Raw genomic sequence first — 25591 nt, 5'->3', positions numbered from 1 at the left:
CGGCGTGGCGGGCGACGGCCCGCCGCTGCGCGTGCTGGTGGTCGGCGATTCGGCCGCCGCGGGCGTCGGCGTCGCGACGCAGCGCGACGCGCTGTCCGGGCAGCTGGCGAACGCGCTCGCGGCCACCCACCGCGTGAGCTGGAAGCTGCTCGCGCGCACCGGCCTGACCACCCGGGAGCTCGTCGACTGGCTCGCCGCCGAGCCGGCCGAGCCGTTCGACGTGGCCGTCACGTCGCTCGGCGTCAACGACGTGACGGGCGGCGTGCCGCCGGCCCGCTGGCAAGCGCAGCAGGCCGAGCTGGTCCGGTTGCTGGCCGCGCGTTTCCGGGTCGGGCACGCGATCCTGTCCGCGGTGCCGCCGATGGAGCGCTTTCCGGCGCTGCCGCAGCCGCTCGCGTGGTATCTCGGGCTGCGCGCGAAACGGCTCAACACGGCGCTCGCCGGGTGGGCCGCCACGCAGCCGCACTGCACGTTCCTGCGTGTCGAGCTGCCGCTCGAGCGCCACCTGATGGCCTCCGACGGCTTCCACCCCGGTGCAATCGCCTGCGCCGCGTGGGCCGCGCAGGTCGCCGCCGCCGTGCGGCGGCGGGCACGCGCATGACGGCGCGCAGCACGGCGCCCGTGCACCGGCCGTTCACCGCACCGGCCAGCGGGCCACCCCGCGCGGGCGGCAGGCAGGCCCGCGCAAAATGCCGGCTTTCCTTGCGCAAACGCCGCATCGCACCGTGCGTTTCGCCCGAACGCGCCAGTGCAAGCGGCGGCGCCATGCCAAAATAGCCGGTCGTCTTTGCGCCGTCTCGGCGCACCATCCGTTAGTTTCCTTCGCAGCCAGGGATTGCCATGTCGTCATTGCTCAGGATTGGTTTGATGGGTTTCGGTTTCGCCGGCGCGACGTTCCACGCGCCCGTGATCGCCACGAGCGGCCGCACTGAAGTCGCCGCGATCGCGACGGGGCAGCCCGATCGCGCGCAGGCTGCGTACCCGGGCGCGCGCGTCGTCCCCGATCTCGACACGCTGCTCGGCCTCGACGACATCGAGTGCGTGGTGATCGCCACGCCGAACGACACGCACTTCGCGCTCGCGCGCCAGGTGCTCGAAGCCGGCCGCCACGTGGTCGTCGACAAGCCCGTCACGCTCACCGCCGACGAGGCGCTCGCGCTCGCACGGCTCGCGAACGCGCGCAGCCGGCTGTTCGCACCGTTCCACAACCGCCGCTGGGACGGCGATTTCCTCACCGTGCGCCGCATCGTCGAATCGGGCGAGCTCGGCCGGCTCACCTGTTTTGCGTCGCACTTCGACCGCTTCCGGCCGACGCCTCGCACGCGCTGGCGCGAGGAGCCCGCTCGCGGCGGCGGCCTGCTGCTCGACCTCGGCCCGCACCTGATCGACCAGGCGCTCGCGCTGTTCGGCCTGCCGGAAACGGTGGGCGCGACCGTCAAGACGCGCCGCGACAACGGTACGGCGCCCGATTTCGTGCATCTGCAGCTCGGCTATCCGGACAAGGACATCGCGCTGCATGCGAGCGCGCTGTCGGCGATCGAGCCCGCGCGCTTCACGCTGCACGGCACGCGCGGCAGCTACCAGAAGTTCGGGCTCGATACGCAGGAGGACCAGCTCAAGGCCGGCCTCACCGCGGACGACGTCGAATTCGGCGGCGGCAACCCGCCCGGCCTGCTGCGCGTGCTCGATGGCGAAGTCGAAGTCGAGCGCCCGGTGCCGACGCTCGACGGCCAGTACGCGGAGTTCTACCGCGCGCTCGCCGCGTCGATCCGCGACGGCGCGCCGTTCCCCGTCACCGCGCAGGACGCCGTCGACGTGATGACGATCATCGAGCTCGCCGCGCAGAGCGAGCACGACGGCCGCCGGCTGCCGTTCGTGCGCCGCACGATCTGACCGTGCAAGCCGGCCGGCAACGGCCGGCCGGCGCACGTGCGCTTGGATCAGCCGGAACATTCGGTTACAAATGCCGGGGGAACGAAAGTCAGCGGTAGACCGGTCTGATGCGTTTCTCAAAAAAGTCGATCCGACACCAATCCGTCAGGAGAATGTTGATGCAACGGTTGATTCGCGCAGCAGCGTGCTGCGTCCTGGTTTCCTCGCTTGCGGCCTGTATCGTGCAGCCGCAGCAGCCGGTCCGCCCGGCCCCCCCGCCGCGGCCCAATCCGCAGGTCGTCGCGAACGAGCGGATGCAGCAGATCCAGGGCCGGATCGACAACCTGCACCGCCGCATCGATGCGCGCGTGAACGGCGGCTACTACCCGCCGCCCTACGGCGCGCAGCTTCATCACCGCCTCGACGTGATCCGCCAGGAAGCGAACGACATGTCCGCGCAACATAGCGGCGGCCTGTCCGGCGACGAGCAGCGCGTGCTGAATCAGGAACTCGACACGGCCGCGCGCGCGATCGGCGAGTAACGCACCGGCGCCCGCCGGAGCGCAAAAAGCGGCGGCACCGGTTGCCGCCGCTTGTCGCGAAGCGACATTCTTTTGCTCAAATTGACAAGGCCCACCCGCTCGCGTACAGTCGCCCGCACGCGTCGGGAGAGCGTGTAACCAGGCTGTTTCAGCCGGTTGCGCCGCCGAAGGGGCACACCCGCAAACTCTCAGGCAAAAGGACCGACCGCGTCGGGGAATCCCGTCCGCGCATTGCGCGGGCCACACTCTCCCCGCACTCTGGAGAGCGGCAGTAGCCCGCAGCGCATCCGCTGCGCGGGCAAGCTGCCCACCGAAGGGGCGCGCGTTCGCCAGGCCTGGCCGGCAGCGCAATCTCTCAGGTATCGAGGACAGAGGGGCATGTACCGGATCGCTCGCAGGCCATCGGCCGCGGTGGTCGGCACATGGCCGTTCTGATCCGCGCGCAAGCGCCTTGCCTGAGGCCTCGATGACTGCACTGAATCACACCCCGCTCAACGCCGCGCACCGCGCGCTCAATGCCCGCATGGTCGACTTCGGCGGCTGGGACATGCCCGTCAACTACGGCTCGCAGATCGAAGAACATGAAGCCGTGCGCACCGACGCCGGCATGTTCGACGTGTCGCACATGTGCGTCGTCGATTTCACCGGCAGCCGCGTGCGCGCGTTCTTCGAGCATGCGATCGCGAACAACGTCGGCAAGCTCAAGACGCCCGGCAAGGCCCTCTACTCGTGCCTGCTCAATCCGCAGGGCGGCGTCATCGACGACCTGATCGTCTACTACTTCACCGAAGAATTCTTCCGCGTCGTCGTCAACGCCGGCACGGCCGAGAAAGACATCGCGTGGTTCAACCAGCTGAACGAGCAAGGCGGCTTCGGCGTCACGATCGCGCCGCGCCGCGATTTCGCGATCGTCGCCGTTCAAGGCCCGAACGCACGCGAAAAAGCCTGGTCGACCGTGCCCGCCGCACGCGCCGCCACCAGCGAACTGAAGCCGTTCAACGCTGCGCAGGTCGCCGGCACGCCGTTCGGCGACCTCACCGTCGCACGCACCGGCTACACCGGTGAAGACGGTTTCGAAGTGATCGTCCCGGCCGTGCACGTCGAAGCGCTGTGGAACGCGCTGCAGCAAAACGGCGTGCGTCCGTGCGGGCTCGGCGCGCGCGACACGCTGCGCCTCGAGGCCGGCATGAACCTGTACGGCCAGGACATGGACGACACCGTGTCGCCGCTCGACGCGGGCCTCGCATGGACGGTCGACCTCACCGCGCCGCGCGACTTCGTCGGCCGCGCCGCACTCGAAGCCAACGGCACCCGCGCCGCGTTCGTCGGCCTGATCCTGCAGAAGGAAAACGGCAAGGCCGGCGGCGTGCTGCGCGCACACCAGAAGGTCGTCACGCCGCACGGCGAAGGCGAGATCACGAGCGGCACGTTCTCGCCGTCGATGCAGGAATCGATCGCGTTCGCGCGCGTGCCGGCGGCCGTCCAGATCGGCGACCTGGTCCAGGTGCAAATTCGAGACAAGAATCTTCCCGCGCGCGTGGTAAAACTGCCGTTCGTGCGCAACGGCAAGGTCCTCGCTGCGTAACGGCCGGGAGGCCCGCCTCCCGGGAAGCCGGGAGATGGCGCCCGGCGCAACACCACACCCGGCGCGCCCGGCGGCGCGCCAGCAAAACGAACAAACCCTTTTAATCAGGAGCATCCGATGAGCAACGTCCCGGCCGAGCTGAAATACACCGACGAACACGAGTGGATCCGCACCGAGGCAGACGGCACGCTGACGATCGGCATCACCGATCACGCGCAGAACACGCTTGGCGACATCGTGTTCCTCGAGCTGCCGAAAGTCGGCACGCAGGTCAAGGCAGGCGACGCGATCGGCGTCGTCGAATCCGTGAAAGCCGCATCGGACATCTACTCGCCCGTGACCGGCGAAGTGGTCGCGATCAACACGGACGTGGTCGACACGCCTGAAGACGTGAATGGCGATGCGTATGACGCATGGCTGTTCAAGATCAAGCTGGCGGCCGGCGCATCGACCGACAGCCTGCTCGACGCCGCCGCCTACAGCAAGCTGATCGACTAATCCCCCTGAATCGCGCGGGGCGGGTCAGCCTCCCTGTCCCGCGCGGAACCCGGGGCGGCGTCACGACGCCGCCCCGGGTCGACCGCACAGCATGGGGCCCGAGTCGGCGCTGACGCGCCAGCCCGGGCCGACCAAGGAACGCCATGAAGCTCGAACACCCGGACCGCCTGATGAACCGCACGCCCCTCTCGCTCGCCGCGCTCGAAACGCACGACGCGTTCGCCGAACGCCACATCGGCCCCGACGCCGCCAGCCAGCAGGCCATGCTCGACACGCTCGGCTTCCCGTCGCGCGCCGCCCTGATCGACGCCGTGATCCCGGCCTCGATCCGCCGCGTCGAAACGCTGCCGCTCGGCCCGTTCGCGCAGCCGAAGAGCGAAGCCGAAGCCCTCGCCGCACTGCGTGTTCTCGCGGACAAGAACCAGGTGTTCCGCTCGTATATCGGTCAGGGTTACCACGACACGCACACGCCGGCCGTGATCCTGCGCAACGTGCTCGAAAACCCGGCGTGGTACACGGCCTACACGCCGTACCAGCCCGAAATTTCCCAGGGTCGCCTCGAGGCGCTCCTGAACTTCCAGCAGATGGTCGCCGACCTCACGGGCCTCGCGATCTCGAACGCATCGCTGCTCGACGAAGCCACCGCCGCCGCCGAAGCGATGACGCTGCTGCAGCGCACCGGCAAGCCGACGTCGAACGTGTTCTACGTCGCCGACGACGTGCTGCCGCAAACGCTCGAAGTGATCCGCACGCGCGCGCTGCCGGTCGGCATCGAGGTCAAGACCGGCCCGGCCGCCGACGCGGCCCAAGCGAATGCATTCGGCGTGCTGCTGCAGTACCCGGGCGTGAACGGCGACGTGCGCGACTACCGCGCGCTCACCGAAGCGATCCACGCGGCCGGCGGCCACGTGGTCGTCGCGGCCGACCTGCTCGCGCTGACCGTGCTCACGCCGCCCGGCGACTGGGGCGCGGACGTCGCGATCGGCAACACGCAGCGCTTCGGCGTGCCGATGGGCTTCGGCGGCCCGCACGCCGCGTATCTCGCGGTGCGTGACGAATTCAAGCGCCAGATGCCGGGCCGCCTCGTCGGCGTGACGGTCGACGCGCAGGGCAAGCCCGCGCTGCGTCTCGCGCTGCAGACGCGCGAACAGCACATCCGCCGCGAGAAGGCGACGTCGAACGTGTGTACCGCGCAGGCGCTGCTCGCGATCATGGCCAGCATGTATGCGGTCTACCACGGCCCGCACGGCCTGAAGACGATCGCGCTGCGCGTGAACCGCATCGCGGCGCTGCTCGCCGCCGGCGTGAAGCAGCTCGGCTTCGCGACCGTCAACGACACGTTCTTCGACACGCTGACGATCGACACCGGCGCGCGCACCGCGCAGGTTCACGAATTCGCGAAGGCGAAACGCATCAACCTGCGCCGCGTGAGCGACACGCAAGTCGGCGTGTCGGTCGACGAAACGACGACGCGCGACGACCTCGCCGATCTCCTCGCCGTGTTCGCGCAAGCCGCGGGCGGCACCGCACCGGCCGTCGACGCGCTGGACGCGGGCCTCGCCGGCGTCGCCGCGCTGCCGGCCGGCCTCGAGCGCACGAGCGCGTACCTGACGCACCACGTGTTCAACCGCCACCATTCCGAAACCGAAATGCTGCGCTACCTGCGCAGCCTGTCGGACAAGGATCTCGCGCTCGACCGCTCGATGATCCCGCTCGGCTCGTGCACGATGAAGCTGAACGCGACGTCGGAAATGCTGCCCGTCACGTGGCCCGAATTCGGCGGCATCCACCCGTTCGCGCCGGCCGACCAGACCGTCGGCTACCGCGAGATGATCGACCAGCTCGAGCAGATGCTCGTCGCGGCCACCGGCTACGCGGCCGTGTCGCTGCAGCCGAACGCGGGCTCGCAGGGCGAGTACGCGGGCCTGCTGATCATCCACGCCTACCACGCATCGCGCGGCGAAGCCCATCGCGACGTGTGCCTGATCCCGGCGTCCGCTCACGGCACGAACCCGGCATCGGCGCACATGGCCGGCATGAAGGTCGTGGTCGTTGCATGCGACGCGCAGGGCAACGTCGACATCGCCGATCTGAAGGCGAAGGCCGACGAGCACGCGAAGGACCTCGCGGCGATCATGATCACGTATCCGTCGACGCACGGCGTGTTCGAGCAGAACGTCCGCGAGATCTGCGAGATCGTGCATGCGCACGGCGGCCAGGTGTACGTCGACGGCGCGAACATGAACGCGATGGTCGGCCTGACCGCGCCGGGCCAGTTCGGCGGCGACGTGTCGCACCTGAACCTGCACAAGACCTTCTGCATCCCGCACGGCGGTGGCGGCCCGGGCGTCGGCCCGGTCGCGGTCGGCGCGCACCTCGCGAAGTTCCTGCCGAACCAGCGTTCGACCGGCTACACGCGCGAAGAAGACGGCATCGGCGCGGTATCGGCCGCGCCGTACGGCTCGGCGTCGATCCTGCCGATCTCGTGGATGTACATCGCGATGATGGGCGCGAAGAACCTGACCGCCGCGACGGAAACCGCGATCCTCAACGCGAACTACATCGCGAAGCGCCTCGCGCCGCACTACCCGGTGCTGTATTCGGGCCCGGGCGGGCTGGTTGCGCACGAGTGCATTCTCGACCTGCGTCCGATCAAGGATTCGAGCGGCATCAGCGTCGACGACGTCGCGAAGCGCCTGATGGACTACGGCTTCCACGCACCGACGATGAGCTTCCCGGTGCCGGGCACGCTGATGGTCGAGCCGACCGAATCGGAATCGCAGGAAGAACTCGACCGCTTCATCGCCGCGATGATCGCGATCCGCGACGAAATCCGTGCAGTCGAGGAAGGCCGCGCCGACCGCGAGGACAACCCGCTGCGTCACGCACCGCACACGGCGGCCGTCGTCACCGCGAACGAATGGCCGCACGCGTACTCGCGCGAGCAAGCCGCGTACCCGGTCGCATCGCTGGGCACGAACAAGTACTGGCCGCCGGTCGGCCGCGCGGACAACGTCTACGGCGACCGTAACCTGTTCTGCTCGTGCGTGCCGATGTCGGAATACGCATAACGCGCGCCAGGCCAGGAGCCGCCGGATGGTGACCGCACCGCACGCAACCCGGGGTTGCGTGCGGTTTTTTTGTTCGCCGCTCGAACCGGTTCACGTTCGCCCGCCAATCCGGCTAACATCACACGCGATCCAGCCAATGAAGGAGTTCCGCATGGTGCGTCCGATGTTTCCGGGCCATGGTGCAATGCAAGGGCGGCCGCGCGCGCGCCGCGTCGTGCCGATGCTTGTTGCGTCGCTGTCGTTTGCCGCTGCCGGTCTCGGCGCGTCCGGCAGCGCGCGCGCGGCGATGAATTTCTGCGCGGCGCCGGCACTGCAGGCGAGCGAGACGACGCAGGCCGAACCGGGCGTCCAGGCGCTGATCCGCAGCGTCGACGCGCGCATCGGCGAGCAGCCGAAGGCGATGGCGCGCGTGCACACCGAGGGCACGCTGCCGCACGAAGGCATCTACGACCAGAGCGCCGCCGCGCTGAAGGATCTCGACCTGATGCGCGATGCTGCGCTCGCGTGGCGCGTGACGAACGCGCCGCGTTACCTGCAGCTCGTCGACCGCTTCCTGTCCGCGTGGGTCGCGACCTACCAGCCGAGCTTCAATCCGATCGACGAGACGCACTTCGACAGCCTGATCGTCGCGTACGACATGACCGCGAGCGCGCTGCCGGTGAAGACCCGCAACGCGACGGCCGCGTTCATCGCGAAGCTCGGCGCCGGCTATGTCGCGCAGATCGATGCGCAGAAGCGCCCGCTCACCGGCACCTGGCGCAACAACTGGCAGAGCCACCGGATCAAGCTGATCGCGCTGTCCGCGTTCACGCTCGGCGACCGCAAGATGATGAATGCCGCGCAGCGGCTGTTCGTCGAGCATCTCGCCGACAACATCGGCCCGGACGGCAAGACGTGGGACTTCGAGGAGCGTGATGCACTGCACTACGCGGTCTACGACCTGCAGCCGCTGGTGACGGCCGCGCTCGCCGCGCGCCGCTTCAACCGCAACTGGCTGCGCGAGCGGGGCACGAACGGCGCGACGCTCGCGGCTGCGCTCGACTGGCTCGTGCCGTACGCGCTCGGCGAGAAGACTCACGAGGAATTCGTGAATTCGCCGGTGCCGTTCGACGCGAAGCGCCGCGAGGCCGGCCTGCCGGGCTACACCGGGCAGTGGGAGCCGAAAAGCGCCACCGAATTGTTTCATCTGGCCGCGCGGCTCGACGGGCGCTATGCCCGCGTCGCGCAGCAACTTTCCCCAACGCCGCCCGCATGGCTCGCCGCGTGCCTGCCATTGCAGGCGCGCTAGCATTATTCTTATAGCAAGGCAGGAATCAACATGGCAGTCAGCGTCTTTGACCTCTTCAAGATCGGTATCGGTCCGTCCAGTTCGCATACGGTCGGGCCGATGCGCGCGGCGCTGATGTTCGTCCAGGGCCTCGAACGCGACGGGCAGCTCGACGCAACGGCCCACGTAAAGGTCGAGCTGTACGGCTCGCTCGGCGCGACCGGCAAGGGCCACGGCACCGACCGCGGCGTGATGCTCGGCCTGCTCGGCGACGCGCCCGACACCGTCGATCCCGACACGATCGACGCGCGGCTGGAAGACGTCCGCAAATCGAAGCAGCTCGCGCTGCTCGGCACGCATCCGGTGCCGTTCGTGCTGAAGGAGAACATCTCGTTCTACCGCCAGGCGCTGCCCGAGCATCCGAACGGGATGAAACTGCGCGCGTCCGACGCGAGCGGCAACGTGCTGGTCGAGCGCACCTACCTGTCGGTCGGCGGCGGCTTCGTCGTGACGGCCGGCGCGCCGAACACGAAGGTGCTGAGCGCGGCCGAGCAGATGACGCACCCGTTCCGCACCGGCGCCGAGCTGCTCGCGCTGACCGAGTCGACCGGCAAGTCGATCGCGCAACTGATGTGGGAAAACGAGCGCGCGTGGCACACCGAGGAAGAGACCCGCGACGGCCTGCTGAAGATCTGGGCCGTGATGCAGTCGTGCGTGTCGCGCGGCTGCGGGATCGGCAACCCGGAGGCCGACGGCAACCTGCCCGGCCCGTTCCAGGTCAAGCGCCGCGCGCCGCAGCTGTACCGCACGCTGACGGGCAGCCCGGAGCGCGCGCTGCAGGATCCGCTGTCGATGATCGACTGGATCAACCTGTACGCGATCGCGGTCAACGAGGAAAACGCGGCCGGCGGCCGGGTCGTCACCGCGCCGACCAACGGCGCGGCCGGCATCATCCCGGCGGTGCTGCACTACTACACGCGTTTCACGCCCGGCGCGAACGAGCAGGGCGTGATCGACTTCCTGCTCACCGCCGCCGCGATCGGCATTCTTTACAAGCTCAACGCATCGATCTCGGGCGCGGAAGTCGGTTGCCAGGGCGAAGTGGGCGTCGCGTGCTCGATGGCGGCCGGTGCGCTTGCAGCCGTGCTCGGCGGCACGCCGCAGCAGGTCGAGAATGCGGCCGAGATCGGGATGGAACACAACCTCGGCCTCACCTGCGACCCGGTCGGCGGGATGGTGCAGATCCCGTGCATCGAGCGCAACGCGATGGCGTCGGTGAAGGCGGTCAACGCGGCGCGCATGGCGCTGCGCGGCGACGGCTCGCACTACGTGTCGCTCGATTCGGTGATCAAGACGATGCGCGAGACGGGCGCCGACATGAAGACGAAGTACAAGGAAACGTCGCGCGGCGGGCTGGCGGTCAATATCGTCGAGTGCTGATGCCGGACCTGATGGTCATGCGGGACGATCCAACGTCCCGCATGGCCATCGGGCGCCCCGCGGGCCCGGATCAATCGTTCAGCCAGTTTTCCAGCCGCAATCCCGGATAGCTCACAAAATCCCGCTCGTTGTTGGTCACCAGGACGACATCGAGCGACACCGCATGAGCGGCGATCAGCTTGTCGAGGTGATCTTTCCTCCGCTCGCGGGTTGCCTCGCGGACCGGGCCGTACGCTTGCGCAGCCGCGACGTCGAACGGCGCGACGGGAATATCCTCGATCAGCGCGGCAAGGTTGCTGCGCTCCCGCGCAGGGCTCGCGCACGCGGTGACGCCATACTCAAGCTCGGCGTACGTGATCGCCGACATCACGACGTCCCCCGTGTAGCACTGCGCAAATCGTCTCGCGACCTGCTCCGGCTGGCTTTTCATCAAGTAGATGCACATGTTGGTGTCGAGCATGTAGCGCGGCATCACAAACCCTCGCGTTCGGCCTGCTCGTGGCCGCCACGCCCTTCGGCCATGAAATCCGGCCCGAATTGCGCGAATTTCTCGAGGACGCGGGTCAACGGCCGCCGCGCCGGCCGAATACGGATTTCGTCGCCGATGCGCTCGATTTCCAGTTCGATATCGCTGCGTTCGTAGGCCAGGTCGGCAGGAATTCGCACGGCCTGCGAGTTGCCGTTCCGAAATACCCTCGTCGTATGCATGTCGCCCCCAACATCCGGATGTACCGTGGATGTACAGTATATCCGCTTGGCCGACGATGTATATCCATGTGTGTACACGTGCGCTCACCCTGGTATCGATTCGAAAGCGAACGCCGGCACGCTGTTCTGTTTATTCCGGATATGGCCCCATTCGCGGCGCCCACGGCAAGCGAGCCGGCTCGACATTCGTAGCGCCTGATTTTTCAGCGTCGGGGGCGCGCACACAAGCTGGCCGTTCGGCTGAACTCGAAGCGCGCACCACGAATCCCCCTGCGTTCCGACACTTTTCACCGGCCGGCGTACCGGCGCCCCGCCAACGGGCGTAAGCTGTACGTCCCGCTACCCAGGGAGACGGCAGCCCATGTCGCATTCCAAGGATCTCGAGCAGCCCGCCACCACCGGCGCGCGACTGCTCGTCGATGCGTTGCTCGCCAATCACGTCGAACGCGTGTTCTGCGTGCCGGGCGAGAGTTTCCTCGCCGTACTCGATGCGCTGGCGGACGACACCGCGCGCATCCAGACGGTCGTCTGTCGCCACGAGGCGGCCGCCGCGAACATGGCGGAGGCCGTCGGCAAGCTGACCGGCCGCCCCGGCATCGCATTCGTCACGCGCGGGCCCGGCGCGACCCATGCGTCGATCGGCGTACACACCGCGTTCCAGGATTCAACGCCGATGATCCTGTTCGTCGGCCAGTGCGCGCGCGAGCACCTCGACCGCGAAGCCTTCCAGGAAATCGACTACCGGCGGATGTTCGGCCAGATGGCGAAATGGGTTGCGCAGATCGACGACCCGCGCCGCATCCCCGAATACCTGAGCCATGCGTTTCACGTCGCGACGTCCGGCCGGCCCGGCCCGGTCGTGCTCGCGCTGCCGGAAGACGTGCTGTCCGAAGCGTGCGCGCCGCAGCCCGTCGTGCCGGCCGCGAAACGCGTCGCGGCCGCGCCGTCGGCCGCACAGCTCGACGAGCTGCGCGAGCGGCTTGCGCGCGCCGAGCGGCCGTTCGCGATCGTCGGCGGCAGCGGCTGGACGCCCGAGGCGTGCGCGAACCTGCGCACCTTCGTCGAGCGCTGGCAACTGCCGGTCGCGTGCGCGTTCCGCTTCCAGGACACGATCGACAACGCGCACCCGAACTACGCGGGCGACGTCGGGCTCGGGATCAACCCCGCGCTCGGGAAGCGCATCCGCGACGCCGACCTGCTGCTCGTGATCGGGCCGCGCCTCGGCGAAGCGACGACCGGCGGCTACACGCTGCTCGACATCCCGAAGACGCGCCAGACACTGATCCATGTGCACCAGGGCGCGGACGAGCTCGGCCGCGTGTATGCGGCCGACCTGCCGATCGTGTCCGGGATGCCCGAGATCGCCGCGCCGCTCGCCGCGCTCGACCCGCCGGAGCACCCCGCGTGGGCCGGCACCGCGGCCGACGCGCACCGCGCGTATCGCGAATGGCATGCGCCGCTGCCGATGCCCGGCGAGGTCCAGCTCGGCGACGTCATGGTGCAGTTGCGCGAGCGCCTGCCGCATGACGCGATCCTCACCAACGGCGCCGGCAACTATGCGATCTGGCTGCATCGCCACTTCGCGTACCGGCACTTCCGCTCGCAGCTCGCGCCGACGAGCGGCGCGATGGGCTACGGCGTACCGGCCGCGCTCGCCGCGAAGTCGCTGTACCCGTCGCGCGCGGTCGTCGCCCTCGCGGGCGACGGCTGCTTCATGATGGCCGGCAACGAGCTCGCGACCGCGATGCAGTACGGGCTGAACATCGTCGTGATCGTCGTCAACAACAGCCATTTCGGCACGATCCGCATGCATCAGGAACGCAACTATCCGGGGCGCGTGCACGGCACGGGGCTCACGAATCCCGATTTCGCCGCCTATGCACGCGCGTTCGGCGCGCATGGGGAGACCGTCGAGCGCACCGCCGAATTCGCGCCCGCGCTCGAACGCGCACTGACCTGCGGGCTGCCCGCGCTGATCGAGATCCGCATCCCGCAGGACGCCAGCACGCCGGCCGCGACACTCGAGCAGATCCGCGAACAGGGCCGCCGCGCGCGCGGCGGATGACGGTGGACACGCACGCCGCGCCTCCCGCCGTCGCGCTGTCGCACGACGACGCGCTCGCGCTTCCCGGCACGCTGCTCGCGCCGGACGGCACGCTCGTCGCGCCTTACGACCTCGAGCACGGCGGCGCGCGTGCCGTCGGCCACGTGCCGGCCGCGCCCGCGCGCGGCCTGTTGCATGCCGCGCACCGGCCGTTCCGGCTCGACTACGACCATGCACGGCACGTGCACGTGATCAACGGGATGGGCGTCACGCTCGGCGATTCGGTGATCGGGCTCACCGCCCTCGCCGCGCTGCGCGCCGCGCACCCGGGCCTGCGCTTCACGCTGTACCGGCCGGCCCGTGCGCCGCGCTATGTCGAGGCGCTGTATGCGCTCGCGGCCGACGTCGTCGCGCCGTCGCGCACACTGCCGTATCCCGCCGATTCGCTGCCGACAGACGCGCCGTGCATCGACGTCGGCAATCACCTGTACTGGCCCGCGTTCGCGCGGCTGCCGATGATCGATTTCTTCCTCGACGCGCTCGGCGTGGCGCCCGCGTCGATACCGGCGTCGGCCAAGCGCAACCGCTGGCTCGCGCGGCTGTCGCTGCCTGCGTTGCCTGAGGAATGGCGGCGCCCGTACGTGCTGTTCTGCCCGACCGCGAGCACGGCACTGCGCAGCGTGCCGCCTGCGCTGCGGGCAACGTTCGTCGAGCAACTCGCGCGGCGCTATGGATTGCCGGTGGCCGGGTTCGGGCCCGTCGCGCATCCCGCGTACGTCGACGTGAGCGCCGATGCGGCCGACGATACGGCCCGGTTCATTGCATGGGTCAAAGGTGCCAGCATGCTGTTCGCGCCGGACACGGCCGCGCTGCATCTCGCCGACGGCTTCGACGTGCCGACGCTCGCGTGCTTCACGACGATCGAGCCGGCGCTGCGCGTGCGCGATTACGTGCACTGCGTGCCGGTCGCGCTCGACGTACCGGCCGAATTGCGCGGGATGCACCGCAGCGAGCGGCCAGCCGATCTCGCGGCCGTCGAGGCCGCTTACCGCGCGATCGACTGGGACGCGCTGGCGTGGCCCGCGCCGCGCGAAGCGGCGGCTACGGCCGGATAGGGAAACAGGGTGCGGCGGCCAGCTGCGACGCCGAAGGTATAGGCGCGTACGCGCCGCCTGAGCCTGAGCCTGAGCCTGAGCCTGAGCCTGAGCCTGAGCCTGCGCCTGAGTCGGTGCCTGAGTCGGTGCCTGAGTCGGTGCCTGAGTCGGTGCCTGAGTCGGAGTCGAAACCAGAACCACTTCGACTACCGCCCCACGCTCACCCCACCGCCACCATCACGGCTCGATCGCGCAGCGTCTCCGACGGCCGCTTGCCGAACAGCCGCCGGTAATCCGTCGCGAACTGGCTGAGATGCCAGAAGCCCCACGCCTCCGCCACGTCCTGCACCGAACCGGCCGCGCGGCCGCACAGATCGCGCCGCGCGCCGTTCAGCCGCAGCGTGCGCAGGTAGGTGGCGGGCGCCATGCCGAGCACGTCCTGGAAGCAGTACTGCAGCGTGCGCCGGCTCACGTGCAACTGCTCGCACAGCTCGGGCACGCCGACCGGGCGCGTGCGGTGCGCGAGCACGTAGTCGCGAGCCTGTTCGACGATCCAGCGGCGCGTCGACGGCGCACCGCCCGCACCATCGTCGGCCGGTTGCGCACACACATCGAACAGCGCGGCCAGCACTTCGGCCTGCAGGTCGTCGCGCTGCGCGTCGGCCAGCGGGCCGGCCATCGCCACCGCGCCGTCGAGCCGGCGGCCGAGCAACGCGCACAGGCGCGCGAGCCGCGCATCGCCAACCTGCATCACGCGCTGCGTGAACAGCCGCTCGTCGAGCGCCCGGCGTTCGACCTCTTCCGCGTAGTGACGCAGCACGTCCCCGCGCACGACGACGCCGTAGATCGAGAACTGCGCGGGCGTCACCAGCTCGAATTCGACGTTGCCGGGCCGGAAAGCGAGCGCGCCGGGCCCGATGCGGCACGCATCGACGCGCGCGGTGCCGTCACACACGAGCGGGATGCCGAACCAGTACGCATCGCCGCGCACCTCGCACGCCTGGCGCAGCAGGTGGCTCGTCGATTCGCGAAACAGCTTCATCGTGTCGAGCGGCAGCTCGGTCAGCGTGCCGACGAAGCGGCCGGCCGCGAGCTGGTCGTAGGTCTGCCGCCAGCCGATCAGGTTGCGCGCCTGCTCGTCGGCGTCATGCGCGACGCTAACGACCGCCTGCCCGGCCAGCGCGTCGTCGCCTTGCGCGTTGCGCCGCGTGTCTTCGGCCGTCGGTTCTTCGCTGCACGCCACATGTTGATCCATCGTGTTCTCCCTCACCTGCCCGGAACCGCGCCTGTCACGCAAATCCCATGCCGAACCGTGCGCACCCCGCGCAAAGCCCGTCATTCGACACTGCGCGGCCTGCGCGCGTCATGTCGGCATGCCCAAACGCCCTGCCGCACGCACCCCGCCAGTGCGGCACGCGCCACGCCGGCGCACCCGGTGCGCGCCGCCCGTCCGGCGATACCCGGCGGCCGGCTAGCCGCCGTTCGCCGGCCGCAGCCGCACGACCCGCGTGCCGCAATTCCCGTATGCCTGCGTCACCGCCAGCTCGACGATCGCGCTGCCGGCCGGCCACGGCGCCGCGTCCGTACCGGACAGATCCGTACGCAGCGTCGCGCGCCCGTTGATCCGGTAGCGGATACCGCGCATGAAATCGACGAACAGCAGCCCGACGCCGCTGCCATTGCACAGTGCCGCATCGACCCGGCCGCCGTCGCCCTCACCGCACGCCGGCAGCACGAAGCGCAGCGTCTTCGTATCGATCACGCGCACGACCGGTAGCCGGTCGCCGTTCGCGTCGTGCCGGCTCTGCACGATGTCGCAGGTCACGCCCGCCTGTCCGCCGCACACCGTGCCGACGAACATGAACGGCTGCGCCTCGATGAACTGCCGCACGCCGATGCTCAGCCGCGTCGTCACGACGTCGCTCATCCGCTCGGCTTCGTCGGCGACGCCGAAGCGGTGATGCGCGTCGAGTTCCCCCGCGTGGAACACGGGGTGGCGCGGAAAGGATCGGGGCGGTTCTGACATGGGGTTTTGCGTCCGGCGCGCCGGCTCGACCTGCGACCGCGAACGAACGACCGTCGGTATCGTTTCCAGCAAAGGTCGCGACGATGCACGACCGATGCCGGGTGGCGAATGCGAATGGGCAAAAACGGCGAATCTCCGGATCGCCGGTCGGCCGCGCGGCACGCATCCGCGCACCGGTCGTCGGCCAGGCAGCCACTCTCGCCCGGAACGACACCCGTTCGACGACCCTCCGGCATCCGAAGCTTTACCGCTCGAGACGGCGCCCCGACCGGCCGACGCATACCACCACCGCCGGCCGGGACGCCTGCGCGCGGATCAGAAGAACCCGAGCGCCTCGGCCTGGTAGCTCACCAGCAGGCACTTCGTCTGCTGATAGTTCGACAGCGCCATCTTGTGCGTCTCGCGGCCGATCCCCGACTGCTTGTAGCCACCGAACGCCGCGTGCGCGGGATACAGGTGGTAGCAGTTGGTCCACACGCGGCCGGCCTCGACCTCGCGGCCCATCCGGTACGCACGCGTGCCGTTGCGCGTCCACACGCCCGCACCGAGCCCGTAGAACGTGTCGTTCGCGAGTTCGATCGCGTCCTGCTCGTCCTTGAACGTCATCACCGACGCGACCGGCCCGAAGATCTCTTCCTGGAACACGCGCATCTTGTTGTTGCCGAGCAGCATCGTCGGCTTCACGTAGTAGCCCGTGCCGAGTTCCGCCGCCGGCGCCGTGCGCTCGCCGCCCGTCAGGCATTGCGCGCCTTCGCCGCGGCCGATGTCGATGTACGACAGGATCTTGTCGAGCTGCTGCTGCGACGCCTGCGCGCCAATCATCGTCTGCAGGTCGAGCGGGTGGCCGGCCTTGATGCGCTCGACGCGTGCAACGGCCTTCTCGATGAACTTCTCGTAGATCGATTCCTGGATCAGGATCCGCGACGGGCACGTGCACACTTCGCCCTGGTTCAGCGCGAACATCGCGAGCCCTTCGAGCGCCTTGTCGAGGAACGCGTCGTCCTGGTCGAGTACGTCTGCGAAGAAGATGTTCGGGCTCTTGCCGCCCAGTTCGACCGTCGACGGGATCAGGTTGTCGGCCGCCGCGCGCAGGATGTGCTTGCCGACCGGCGTCGAGCCGGTGAACGCGATCTTCGCGATGCGCTTGCTGGTCGCGAGCGCTTCGCCCGCTTCCTTGCCGAATCCGTTCACGATGTTGATCGTGCCGGCCGGGAACAGGTCGCCGATCAGCTCCATCAGCACCAGCACCGACGCGGGCGTCTGCTCGGCCGGCTTCATCACGACGCAGCAGCCGGCCGCGAGCGCCGGCGCGAGCTTCCAAGCGGCCATCAGCAGCGGGAAGTTCCACGGGATGATCTGGCCGACGACGCCGAGCGGCTCGTGGAAGTGGTACGCGACGGTGTTGTCGTCGATTTCGGAGATGCCGCCTTCCTGCGCGCGGATGCAGCCCGCGAAATAGCGGAAGTGGTCGATCGCGAGCGGCAGGTCGGCCGCCATCGTCTCGCGCAGCGGCTTGCCGTTGTCGATCGTCTCGGCCACGGCCAGCAGCTTCAGGTTCTTTTCCATCCGGTCGGCGGCGGCGAGCAGCAGGTTCGCGCGCTCCGCGACGGACGTCTTGCCCCACTTGCGGCGCGCGGCGTGCGCGGCGTCGAGCGCCAGCTCGATGTCGTCGGCGCCCGAGCGCGGCACGCGACAGAACGGCTGGCCGTTGATCGGCGACACGTTCTCGAAGTACTCACCCTTCACCGGCGGAACCCACTTGCCGCCGATGTAGTTGTCGTATTGCTGACGGTACGGGTATTCGACGTCGAGGCCCAGTTGCTTCAGGTCAAACGGGTTCATACATGTCTCCTGTTCATCGTGCTTGTGTGAGTACAGCGCCGGTTGGAATTGCGCTGCACCCGTTTACGCAACATGCGTGCCAAACAGGACGGAAGCAGGACGAAAGCGCGGTGACCACGGCCGGCCCGCGTGCGCGCCGTGCCGTGTTCACCGACGCAGCATCGCGGGTGTGCCGATTTTGAACACCACGGTTGCGCAGCGCGCCGGAGCGGTGTTCGACATTTCCACAGTGCGCAGGCTCGCCCGTGTGCGAATGCCGGCCGCGACGCGTGGCATGTCGCTTGCGTGCGCATCGCGCATTCCCACGCAACGGCGTGCACGCCGACCGACACCATGAACGACCGCGGCCCCCTGACCGACGACGTCATCGCGTTCATCCGCGAGCAGGCGTTCCTGATCGTCGCGACCGCCGACGCGGCAGGCAACAGCGACTGCTCGTACCGCGGCCGCCAGCCACGCGCCGACGGCTCGTTCGAGCCGCTCGTCGACCTGCCCGACCGGTGCACGCTCGTGCTGCCCGACTTCGCGGGCAACAACCTGTTCAACACGATCGGCAACCTGCTCGTGAATCCGGCCATCGCGCTGCTGTTCGTCGACTTCGTGCGTCAGACGACCTGGCTCGTGCAGGGCCGCGCGACGATCGACGAGGATGCGGGAAGCCGCGCGCACCTGTGGCCCGATGCGCGGCGCTATGTGGTGGTTGAAGTGGAGCGGGCGCAGGCACGGGCGGATGCGGCACTGCCGCCGCTGGTGCTGGCGTGATGCGCGGAGTGGATCGTCAGCGTGCGAATGCGGCGATGACGCGATACGAACGCGCTTCGGCCGCCGTGGCCGAAGCGCCCGGGCACGATGACACGACGCTCACCGCCCGTGCGTCTCCGCACAAGCCGCTTCGATCCGGCTGCGCACCGGCAGGTCGGCATGCGCGTGCCCGTCGGGGTCGTCACCCATTTCGGTCGCCGCCTGCCGCCCGCCGAGAAACGCGAACACCACCCCCGCGCACAGCACCGTCACGACCGCCAGCCCGATCAGCAACCGGTCGAACGCATGCGTGTAACTCGCGAGCAGCGCCGCATGCCCGACCCCCGGCAACGCAGCCGCCGCGCCCGCGAGATCGCCGGTTGCGAGCCGCGCGGCCGCACGCAGCGTCGCGTCGGGTGTCCCGGCGGCGCCTGCCGCCTGCGTCAGCCCCGTCCGCGCAAGCGCGGCCAGCACCGCGCCGACGATCGCGAGCGCGATCCCCTCGCCGGCCACGCGTGTCGTGCTGAAGATTCCCGTCGCCATCCCCGCACGCTCCTTCGGCACGACGCTCACCGACAGCCCGTCCATCAGCCCCCACGGCATGCCGGCCCCGACGCCGATCATGAGCATCGGCGCGATCGCCGCGGGCCCGGCACCGCCGTGCAGCGCGATACCCAGCCACACGAGCCCGGCCGCCGCGATCAGGAGCCCGAGCCCCGAGATCACGCCGGCCGACAGCCAGCGCGTGAGCGTCGCCGCGACGAGCGGCACGACCAGCATCGGTGCGGAAATCGCGAGCATCAGCCAGCCGGCGTCGATCTCGCTGAAGCCGTCGATACCGATGAAGCGCAGCGGCAGCACGACCAGCAGCACGATGTAGCAGCAGCAGGTCGACACCGGCAGCACCTGCACGCCGACGAAGCGCGCGATCCGGAACAGCGACAGGTCGAGCATCGGTCGCGCGACGCGCGTCTCGATCATCACGAACGCACCGGCGCCGAGCGCCGCGCCTGCCAGCAGCGCGATCACCAGCGGGCTCGTCCAGCCGAGTGCAGGCGCCTCGATCACGCCGAACGTGAACAACGTCAGCGCGGCCGTGAACGCGATCGTGCCCGGCCAGTCGAGCCCCGTCGCGTGCGGGTCGCGCGACTCGTGCATGCGCGGCAGCCCGACCCCGAGCGACAGCACGCCGGCCACCGCGCTCGTCACGAAGATCGCGCGCCAGCCGTAATGCCCGATCAGCGCGCCGGCCAGCACGGGCCCGAACGCGAGCCCGATGCCGAAGGTCGTGCCGAGCAGGCTGAATGCGCGTGTGCGCGCCGCGCCGTCGAACTCCTGCGCGAGCGCGGCCGTGCCGCCCGCGAGCGCCGCGGCCGCCGCGAGCCCTTGCGCGGCGCGCAGCAGGTCGACCGCGAGCATCGACGGTGCAAACGCGAGCGCGACCGACATCAGCGTGAAGCCGCCGACGCCGATCGCGAACAGGCGCTTGCGGCCGAACTGGTCGGCCAGCGCGCCGGCCGCCATCAGGAAGCTGCCGAACGCGAGCATGAACGCGTTGGTGATCCAGTTCATCGCGACCGTCCCGCCGTGCAGGTCGCGGCCGATCGCGGGCGTCGCGACCGCGCCACCCGAAAACGACAGCGGCAGCGCGACGGCGGCCATGCAGACGGCGGCCAGCACCCACGCGCGCCGGCGTGCCGATTGGTCCGAAGCGGCTGAAAAAAGGTGATCCATCATCGCTCCTCGAAAAGCCGGCGCGAATGCGCCGCCAGAGCGACAGAAGATAAATCCGATTCAATCAGCGAAAAACCACGCGAAGCTCCGCATATAACGGACTAGAATTCCGCAATTCACTGAACTACGCGCGTCGGCGCACGCCCTTCGATTCGATGGAAAACCTGACCGGCATCGTCGCGTTCGTCCGCACCGCCGAAGCGCTGAGCTTCGTCGCGGCCGGCCGCGCGCTCGGCATCTCGGCGTCGGCGGTCGGCAAGACGATCGCGAAACTCGAACAGTCGCTCGGCGTGCGCCTGTTCAACCGCACCACGCGGCGCGTCACGCTCACCGAAGAAGGGCGGCACTTCTACGAACGCTGCCAGCAGATCCTCGAGGATTTCCGCGATGCGGAGGCGACCGTGACGGCCTCCGCGCAGCGCCCGCGCGGCAGGCTGCGCGTGAGCCTGCCGGTGATCGGCTACCGGTTCCTGCTGCCGGTGCTGCCCGAATTCCGGCAACGCTACCCGGACGTCGAGCTCGACCTCGATTTCAACGACCGGATGGTCGATGTCGTCGAAGGGGGCTTCGACGCGGTGATCCGCAGCGGCCCGCTGTCGGATTCGAGCCTGATGTCACGGCGGCTCGGCCCGTTCGCGTTCGTGCTGTGCGCGACGCCCGCGTATCTCGCGCAGGCCGGCACGCCGCGCACACCGCGCGATCTCGAAGCGCACGAATGCGTGCGCTACTGCTTCCCGACCACCGGCAAGCTGCAGGACTGGGCGCTCGCGGCCGCCGACGGCACGCCGCTGAAGCTGCGCACCGCGCTGACCTGCAACAACATGGAAGCATTGCGTGGCACCGTGCTCGCGGGGCTCGGCATCGGCTACATGCCCGACTTCCTCGCGCGCGACGCGCTGGAGTACGGCACGCTCGTCACCGTGCTCGACGATTACCGGATCGCGCCGGGGCAATTCTCGATCGTGTGGCCGTCGAGCCGGCAGTTGTCGCCGAAGCTGCGCGTGTTCGTCGATTTTCTGTGCGAGCGGTTGTTCAGGTAGCCGCCCCTCGCGCCGCTCGAGCGGCACGAGTACCGCCACGCGACAGCGGCCAGTGCCCGGCCCTGTTCAGTCCGCCCCGATCCGCTCCGCTTCCGCCTGCGGCAGCAACGCATCGCTGTCGTCCTTCAGCCCGACACCCGTCAGCCCGAGCCGGCGCGCGTGCGTCATCAGGTAATGCAGCTTGTGCGCGGCGCCCGCGTAGGGCAGCCCTTCGGGCCGCACGTTCGAGATGCAGTTGCGCAATGCGTCGTGGCAGCCGACCTTCGGCGCCCACGTCAGGTACACGCCGAGGCTGTCCGGCGAGCTGAGCCCCGGCCGTTCGCCGATCAGCATCGCGACGACCTTCGCGCGCAGCAATTCGCCGATCTCGTCGCCGAGCGCGACACGTGCTTGCGTCGCGACCACCACCGGGCCGATCCGCCAGCCGTCCGCGTCGAGCCGCGGCCGCACGGCCTGCAGCAACGGCAGCGCCTGTTTCGCGGCCGCGAACGCCGACAGCCCGTCGCCGACCACGAACACGACGTCGGGTCCATCGCCGCTCACCGCGTCGCCGTGCGCAGCCAGCAGCGCGCGACCTTCATCCGACAGCTTGCGGCCGAGGTCGGGCCGGCGCAGGTAATGCTGGCGATCGGGCGCGGCACTCTGCACGCCGAGCGTCGCGAAGCCGGCCGCGTCGAGCTCGCGCCGCAGCGCATCGGAGTCGAGCGGCTGGTGCACCGCATCGCGTGCCTGCGCATGCGACAGGTTGAACGCAAGCAGCGGCGCGGTCGGCAGGCTGTTGCCCGCGCGGCCGAGCGCGATTCGTGCGTTGGTGAACGACTTCAGCTGCGCCCACGGGTTCTTTTCGACGGCGTCGCTCATGCCGAAATCCCCATCCAGTCGTTCGCGCCCGCGAGCAGCGGCACGCGCGACGTCGCGGCGCGCAATGCCCCATGCGCGTCGGCGATCTCCATCGTCTCCAGCCACTCCTCGAATTCCGGTGCGCGGCGCAGGCCGAGCACCTCGCGCACGTAGAGCTGGTCGTGGAACGACGTGCTCTGGTAGTTCAGCATCACGTCGTCCGCGCCCGGAATCCCCATGATGAAGTTGATGCCGGCCACACCCAGCAGCGTCAGCAGCGTGTCCATGTCGTCCTGGTCGGCTTCCGCATGGTTCGTGTAGCAGATGTCGCAACCCATCGGCACGCCGAGCAGCTTCCCGCAGAAGTGATCCTCGAGCCCCGCGCGGATGATCTGCTTGCCGTCGTACAGGTATTCGGGCCCGATGAAACCGACCACCGTGTTCACGAGGAACGGCTCGAACTTGCGCGCGACCGCATACGCGCGCACTTCGCAGGTCTGCTGGTCGACGCCGAAGTGCGCGTTCGCCGACAGCGCGCTGCCCTGGCCCGTCTCGAAGTACATGAGATTGTTGCCGACCGTGCCGCGCTTGAGCGACAACGCCGCCTCGCGCGCCTCGCCGAGCAGCGCGAGCGAGATGCCGAAGCTCGCGTTCGCCTTCTCGGTGCCGGCGATCGACTGAAACACGAGATCGACCGGCGCACCCTTCTCGATCGCCGCGATCGTGTTGGTCACGTGCGTGAGCACGCACGACTGCGTGGGCACGCCGTAGCGTTCGCGAAACCCGTCGATCATCGCGAGCAGCTTCACGATCGCCGCAAGGCTGTCGGTGGCCGGGTTGATGCCGATCATCGCGTCGCCGCAGCCGTACATCAGCCCGTCGAGCATCGACGCAGCGATGCCCTTCACGTCGTCGGTCGGGTGGTTCGGCTGCAGCCGCACCGACATCCGGCCCGCCAGCCCGACCGTGTTGCGAAAGCGCGTGACGACGCGGCGCTTCCGCGCCGCCGCGATCAGGTCCTGGTTGCGCATCAGCTTCGACACGGCCGCGACCATCTCGGGCGTGAGGCCCGGCGCGATCCGTTCGAGCGCCGCGCCGTCGGCCGCCGGCGACAGCAGCCAGTTGCGGAAATCGCCGACGGTGAGGTGCGAGATTTCCGCGAACGCCTGCGCATCGTGATCGTCGACGATGAGGCGCGTGACCTCGTCGTCTTCATACGGGATCACCGCTTCGCTCAGGAATGCCTTCAGCGGCACGCCCGCGAGCGCGATCTTCGCGGCGACGCGCTCCTCCTCGCTCGCCGCCGCGACACCGGCGAGCTGGTCGCCGGAACGCAGCGGGCTCGCCTTCGCGAGCAGCGTCTTCAGGTCCGCGAAGCGGTACGTGCGCGGACCGATCGTCTCCGTATAGGACATCTGCGAGTCTCCTTGCCAAAAGCCGACGGCGCGCCCGTTCGACGGGGCGCGCCGGATGCCGTCAGGAACGGCCGTTCACCTGCACCTGCTCACTCCTCCAGCAGCACGTCGCCCGGCGCACTCGCACGCTGCGAACGCGTCGCGAGGAAGTACGCGTAGCCGAACGCGAGGAAGCCGACGAACACCAGCGCGACCAGCCCGTTGAAGTACACCATCGTTCCGAGACAGACGAGCGCGGCCAGGATCGCGAACGCCGGGAAGATCGGGTACAGCGGCGCGCGGAACGGCCGTTCGAGATTCGGCTGCGACCGGCGCAGCTTGAACAGCGACGCCATGCTCACGATATACATCACGATCGCACCGAATACCGACATCGTCACGATATTCGCGGTCAGCGTCTGCCCGCCGAACTGGATCAGCTCGTCGCTGTAGATCGCCGCGATGCCGACCACGCCGCCCGCGAGGATCGCGCGGTAAGGCGTCTTGAAGCGCGGATGCACCTTCGCGAGCCATTCGGGCAGGTAGCCTTCGCGGGCCAGCGCGAAGATCTGGCGCGAATACCCGAGGATGATCCCGTGGAACGACGCGACCAGCCCGAACAGCCCGAGCCACACGAGCATGTGCATCCAGCCGCTGTTCGCGCCGACGATGTACTTCATCGCCTGCGGCAGCGGGTCGTTGATGTTCGCGAGCTTGGTCCAGTCGCCCGCGCCGCCGGCGAACACCATCACGCCGATCGCGAGTGCAACGAGGGTCAGGATCCCGGCCACATATGCGATCGGGATCGAGCGCTTCGGGTTCTTCGCTTCCTCGGCGGCCATCGCGACGCCTTCGATCGCGAGGAAGAACCAGATCGCGAACGGGATCGCCGCGAACATCCCGTGGAACGCGCCCACGCTGAAATGATCGGCGCCCGACCAGCCGCCCTTCATGAAGTTGCTCCACGCGAAGCCCGGCGACACGACGCCCATGAACACCAGCAGCTCGAAGATCGCGAGCAGCGTGACGACCAGCTCGAAGGTCGCCGCGATCTGCACGCCGACGATGTTCAGCGCCATGAACACGAGATACGCACCCATCGCCGCATGCTTCGGTTCGAGACCGGGGAACTGCACGTGCAGGTACGCGCCGATCGCGAGCGCGATTGCCGGCGGCGCGAACACGAATTCGACGAGTGTCGCCGCACCGGCGAGATAGCCGCCGGTCGGGCCGAACGCACGGCGCGCATACGCGAACGGGCCGCCCGCGTGCGGGATCGACGTGGTCAGCTCGGTGAAGCTGAAGATGAAGGTGGTGTACATCGCCGCGACGAAGATCGCGGTGACGACGAAGCCCAGCGTGCCGGCGCTCGCCCAGCCGTAGCTCCAGCCGAAGTATTCGCCGGAAATCACGAGGCCGACCGCGATGCCCCACAGTTGCCAGGTCCCGAGCGTCTGCTGCAGCGCGGGCTGGCCGGACGACTTGGCGCCGGCGGCGGGCCGGCCATTCGACTCTGCTTTCATCGGACTCTCTCCTCAAAGGCGCCGGGCCTAGCGGCCTGCGCGACTGAGAATCGATGCTAGAGAGTCATTAAACGACGTGTTATCGAAATTCGGCAAAGATCGCGGCTGACATTTCGCTTGCGGAAATGCAGGTGCGGGACGGGTGACGAAGCCGATCGGCAAGTGGCCGACACGGCGAAGATTGCGCGGCGGCAGCCTTCGGCGACGCTCGGGTGCCGGCGCCGCCGCATGAACGAACGCTGTCGCGTGCCGCTCTCGCCCGGCTGGATACACACGTTTCGGCAGCGCCATCCGGCCGCGCAGCGCGGCCGGATGGATGCGCGACGGTGG

At 69.0% G+C, this 25591-nt stretch carries 21 protein-coding genes and 2 riboswitches; of the genes, 12 read left to right on the top strand and 9 right to left on the bottom strand.

Annotated elements, in window-relative coordinates:
• From BDI24065_RS36840 to BDI24065_RS36805, 8 genes are all read left to right on the top strand, one after another.
• Positions 1-601 (top strand): SGNH/GDSL hydrolase family protein (locus BDI24065_RS36840; RefSeq protein WP_175035306.1); only part of this gene is annotated, 601 nt, incomplete at its 5' end.
• Between the two features lie 239 nt (positions 602-840).
• Positions 841-1893, top strand: a complete 1053-nt coding sequence (locus tag BDI24065_RS36835; RefSeq protein WP_175035305.1) for an oxidoreductase — start codon at positions 841-843, stop codon at positions 1891-1893.
• Between the two features lie 158 nt (positions 1894-2051).
• Positions 2052-2414: a hypothetical protein gene (locus tag BDI24065_RS36830; RefSeq protein WP_027788671.1), complete on the top strand. Its 363-nt coding sequence runs from the start codon at positions 2052-2054 to the stop codon at positions 2412-2414.
• Between the two features lie 113 nt (positions 2415-2527).
• Positions 2528-2628: riboswitch (glycine riboswitch) on the top strand.
• 34 nt (positions 2629-2662) lie between these two features.
• Positions 2663-2796, top strand: a riboswitch (glycine riboswitch).
• Between the two features lie 84 nt (positions 2797-2880).
• Positions 2881-3999, top strand: a complete 1119-nt coding sequence (gene gcvT / locus BDI24065_RS36825; protein ID WP_174916748.1) for a glycine cleavage system aminomethyltransferase GcvT — start codon at positions 2881-2883, stop codon at positions 3997-3999.
• A 117-nt stretch (positions 4000-4116) separates the two neighbouring features.
• Positions 4117-4497 carry a glycine cleavage system protein GcvH gene (gene gcvH, locus BDI24065_RS36820; RefSeq protein WP_174974486.1) on the top strand — a complete coding sequence of 127 codons (381 nt, stop codon included), beginning with the start codon at positions 4117-4119 and terminating at the stop codon, positions 4495-4497.
• Positions 4498-4640: 143 nt separating this feature from the next.
• Positions 4641-7568, top strand: coding sequence for an aminomethyl-transferring glycine dehydrogenase (gene gcvP / locus BDI24065_RS36815; protein WP_175035304.1), 2928 nt, complete (start codon positions 4641-4643; stop codon positions 7566-7568).
• A 151-nt stretch (positions 7569-7719) separates the two neighbouring features.
• Entirely contained in the window at positions 7720-8856 is a 1137-nt protein-coding gene (locus BDI24065_RS36810) for an alginate lyase family protein (RefSeq protein ID WP_175035303.1), read from the top strand.
• Positions 8857-8886: 30 nt separating this feature from the next.
• Positions 8887-10275, top strand: a complete 1389-nt coding sequence (locus tag BDI24065_RS36805; RefSeq protein WP_175035302.1) for an L-serine ammonia-lyase — start codon at positions 8887-8889, stop codon at positions 10273-10275.
• Between the two features lie 70 nt (positions 10276-10345).
• On the opposite strand, the gene BDI24065_RS36800 is transcribed toward BDI24065_RS36805, so the two are convergent.
• Both BDI24065_RS36800 and vapB read right to left on the bottom strand, forming a co-directional pair.
• Positions 10346-10747, bottom strand: a complete 402-nt coding sequence (locus tag BDI24065_RS36800; RefSeq protein ID WP_175035301.1) for a type II toxin-antitoxin system VapC family toxin — start codon at positions 10745-10747, stop codon at positions 10346-10348.
• Positions 10747-10983 (bottom strand): type II toxin-antitoxin system VapB family antitoxin, encoded by a 237-nt coding sequence (gene vapB / locus BDI24065_RS36795; protein WP_175035307.1) that lies wholly within the window; start codon positions 10981-10983, stop codon positions 10747-10749. The genes BDI24065_RS36800 and vapB overlap by 1 nt, the downstream gene beginning before the upstream one ends.
• A 361-nt stretch (positions 10984-11344) precedes the next feature.
• Between vapB and BDI24065_RS36790 the strand changes: the two genes are divergently transcribed.
• Positions 11345-13048, top strand: coding sequence for a thiamine pyrophosphate-binding protein (locus BDI24065_RS36790; protein WP_175035300.1), 1704 nt, complete (start codon positions 11345-11347; stop codon positions 13046-13048).
• Positions 13045-14142, top strand: a complete 1098-nt coding sequence (locus tag BDI24065_RS36785) for an ADP-heptose--LPS heptosyltransferase (protein WP_175035299.1) — start codon at positions 13045-13047, stop codon at positions 14140-14142. Before BDI24065_RS36790 ends, BDI24065_RS36785 begins: the two co-directional genes overlap by 4 nt.
• 199 nt (positions 14143-14341) lie before the next feature.
• On the opposite strand, the gene BDI24065_RS36780 is transcribed toward BDI24065_RS36785, so the two are convergent.
• The 3 genes from BDI24065_RS36780 to exaC all read right to left on the bottom strand — a co-directional run bounded on the left by BDI24065_RS36780 (position 14342) and on the right by exaC (position 17989).
• Entirely contained in the window at positions 14342-15376 is a 1035-nt protein-coding gene (locus tag BDI24065_RS36780) for a helix-turn-helix domain-containing protein (protein WP_175035298.1), read from the bottom strand.
• Positions 15377-15592: 216 nt separating this feature from the next.
• Positions 15593-16147: a hypothetical protein gene (locus BDI24065_RS36775; protein WP_175035297.1), complete on the bottom strand. Its 555-nt coding sequence runs from the start codon at positions 16145-16147 to the stop codon at positions 15593-15595.
• A 315-nt stretch (positions 16148-16462) separates the two neighbouring features.
• Positions 16463-17989 carry an acetaldehyde dehydrogenase ExaC gene (exaC, locus tag BDI24065_RS36770; protein ID WP_175035296.1) on the bottom strand — a complete coding sequence of 509 codons (1527 nt, stop codon included), beginning with the start codon at positions 17987-17989 and terminating at the stop codon, positions 16463-16465.
• A gap of 333 nt (positions 17990-18322) precedes the next feature.
• Between exaC and BDI24065_RS36765 the strand changes: the two genes are divergently transcribed.
• On the top strand, positions 18323-18751 hold the full coding sequence (locus BDI24065_RS36765; protein WP_175035295.1) for a pyridoxamine 5'-phosphate oxidase family protein: 429 nt from the start codon (positions 18323-18325) through the stop codon (positions 18749-18751).
• A gap of 99 nt (positions 18752-18850) precedes the next feature.
• On the opposite strand, the gene BDI24065_RS36760 is transcribed toward BDI24065_RS36765, so the two are convergent.
• Positions 18851-20464, bottom strand: coding sequence for an MFS transporter (locus BDI24065_RS36760; protein WP_175035294.1), 1614 nt, complete (start codon positions 20462-20464; stop codon positions 18851-18853).
• A gap of 155 nt (positions 20465-20619) precedes the next feature.
• Here BDI24065_RS36760 and BDI24065_RS36755 point away from each other — a divergent pair, with 155 nt between their 5' ends.
• Entirely contained in the window at positions 20620-21504 is an 885-nt protein-coding gene (locus BDI24065_RS36755) for a LysR family transcriptional regulator (protein ID WP_175035293.1), read from the top strand.
• A 66-nt stretch (positions 21505-21570) separates the two neighbouring features.
• Here the strand turns inward: BDI24065_RS36755 and eutC are convergent, their stop codons facing one another.
• The 3 genes from eutC to eat all read right to left on the bottom strand — a co-directional run bounded on the left by eutC (position 21571) and on the right by eat (position 25261).
• A complete protein-coding gene (eutC, locus tag BDI24065_RS36750) occupies positions 21571-22365 on the bottom strand; it encodes an ethanolamine ammonia-lyase subunit EutC (RefSeq protein WP_174916761.1) in 795 nt (264 codons plus the stop codon).
• A complete protein-coding gene (locus tag BDI24065_RS36745) occupies positions 22362-23759 on the bottom strand; it encodes an ethanolamine ammonia-lyase subunit EutB (protein WP_175035292.1) in 1398 nt (465 codons plus the stop codon). The genes eutC and BDI24065_RS36745 overlap by 4 nt, the downstream gene beginning before the upstream one ends.
• Positions 23760-23848: 89 nt before the next feature.
• Complete coding sequence (gene eat / locus BDI24065_RS36740; RefSeq protein ID WP_175035291.1) at positions 23849-25261, bottom strand: ethanolamine permease; 1413 nt, start codon at positions 25259-25261, stop codon at positions 23849-23851.
• Positions 25262-25591 lie beyond the last annotated feature (330 nt).

Source organism: Burkholderia lata (assembly GCF_902499025.1).
Taxonomy (GTDB): domain Bacteria; phylum Pseudomonadota; class Gammaproteobacteria; order Burkholderiales; family Burkholderiaceae; genus Burkholderia; species Burkholderia lata_C.
The sequence above is the reverse complement of the archived record's forward strand: the minus strand, read 5'-3'. Positions and strand labels throughout refer to the sequence as shown.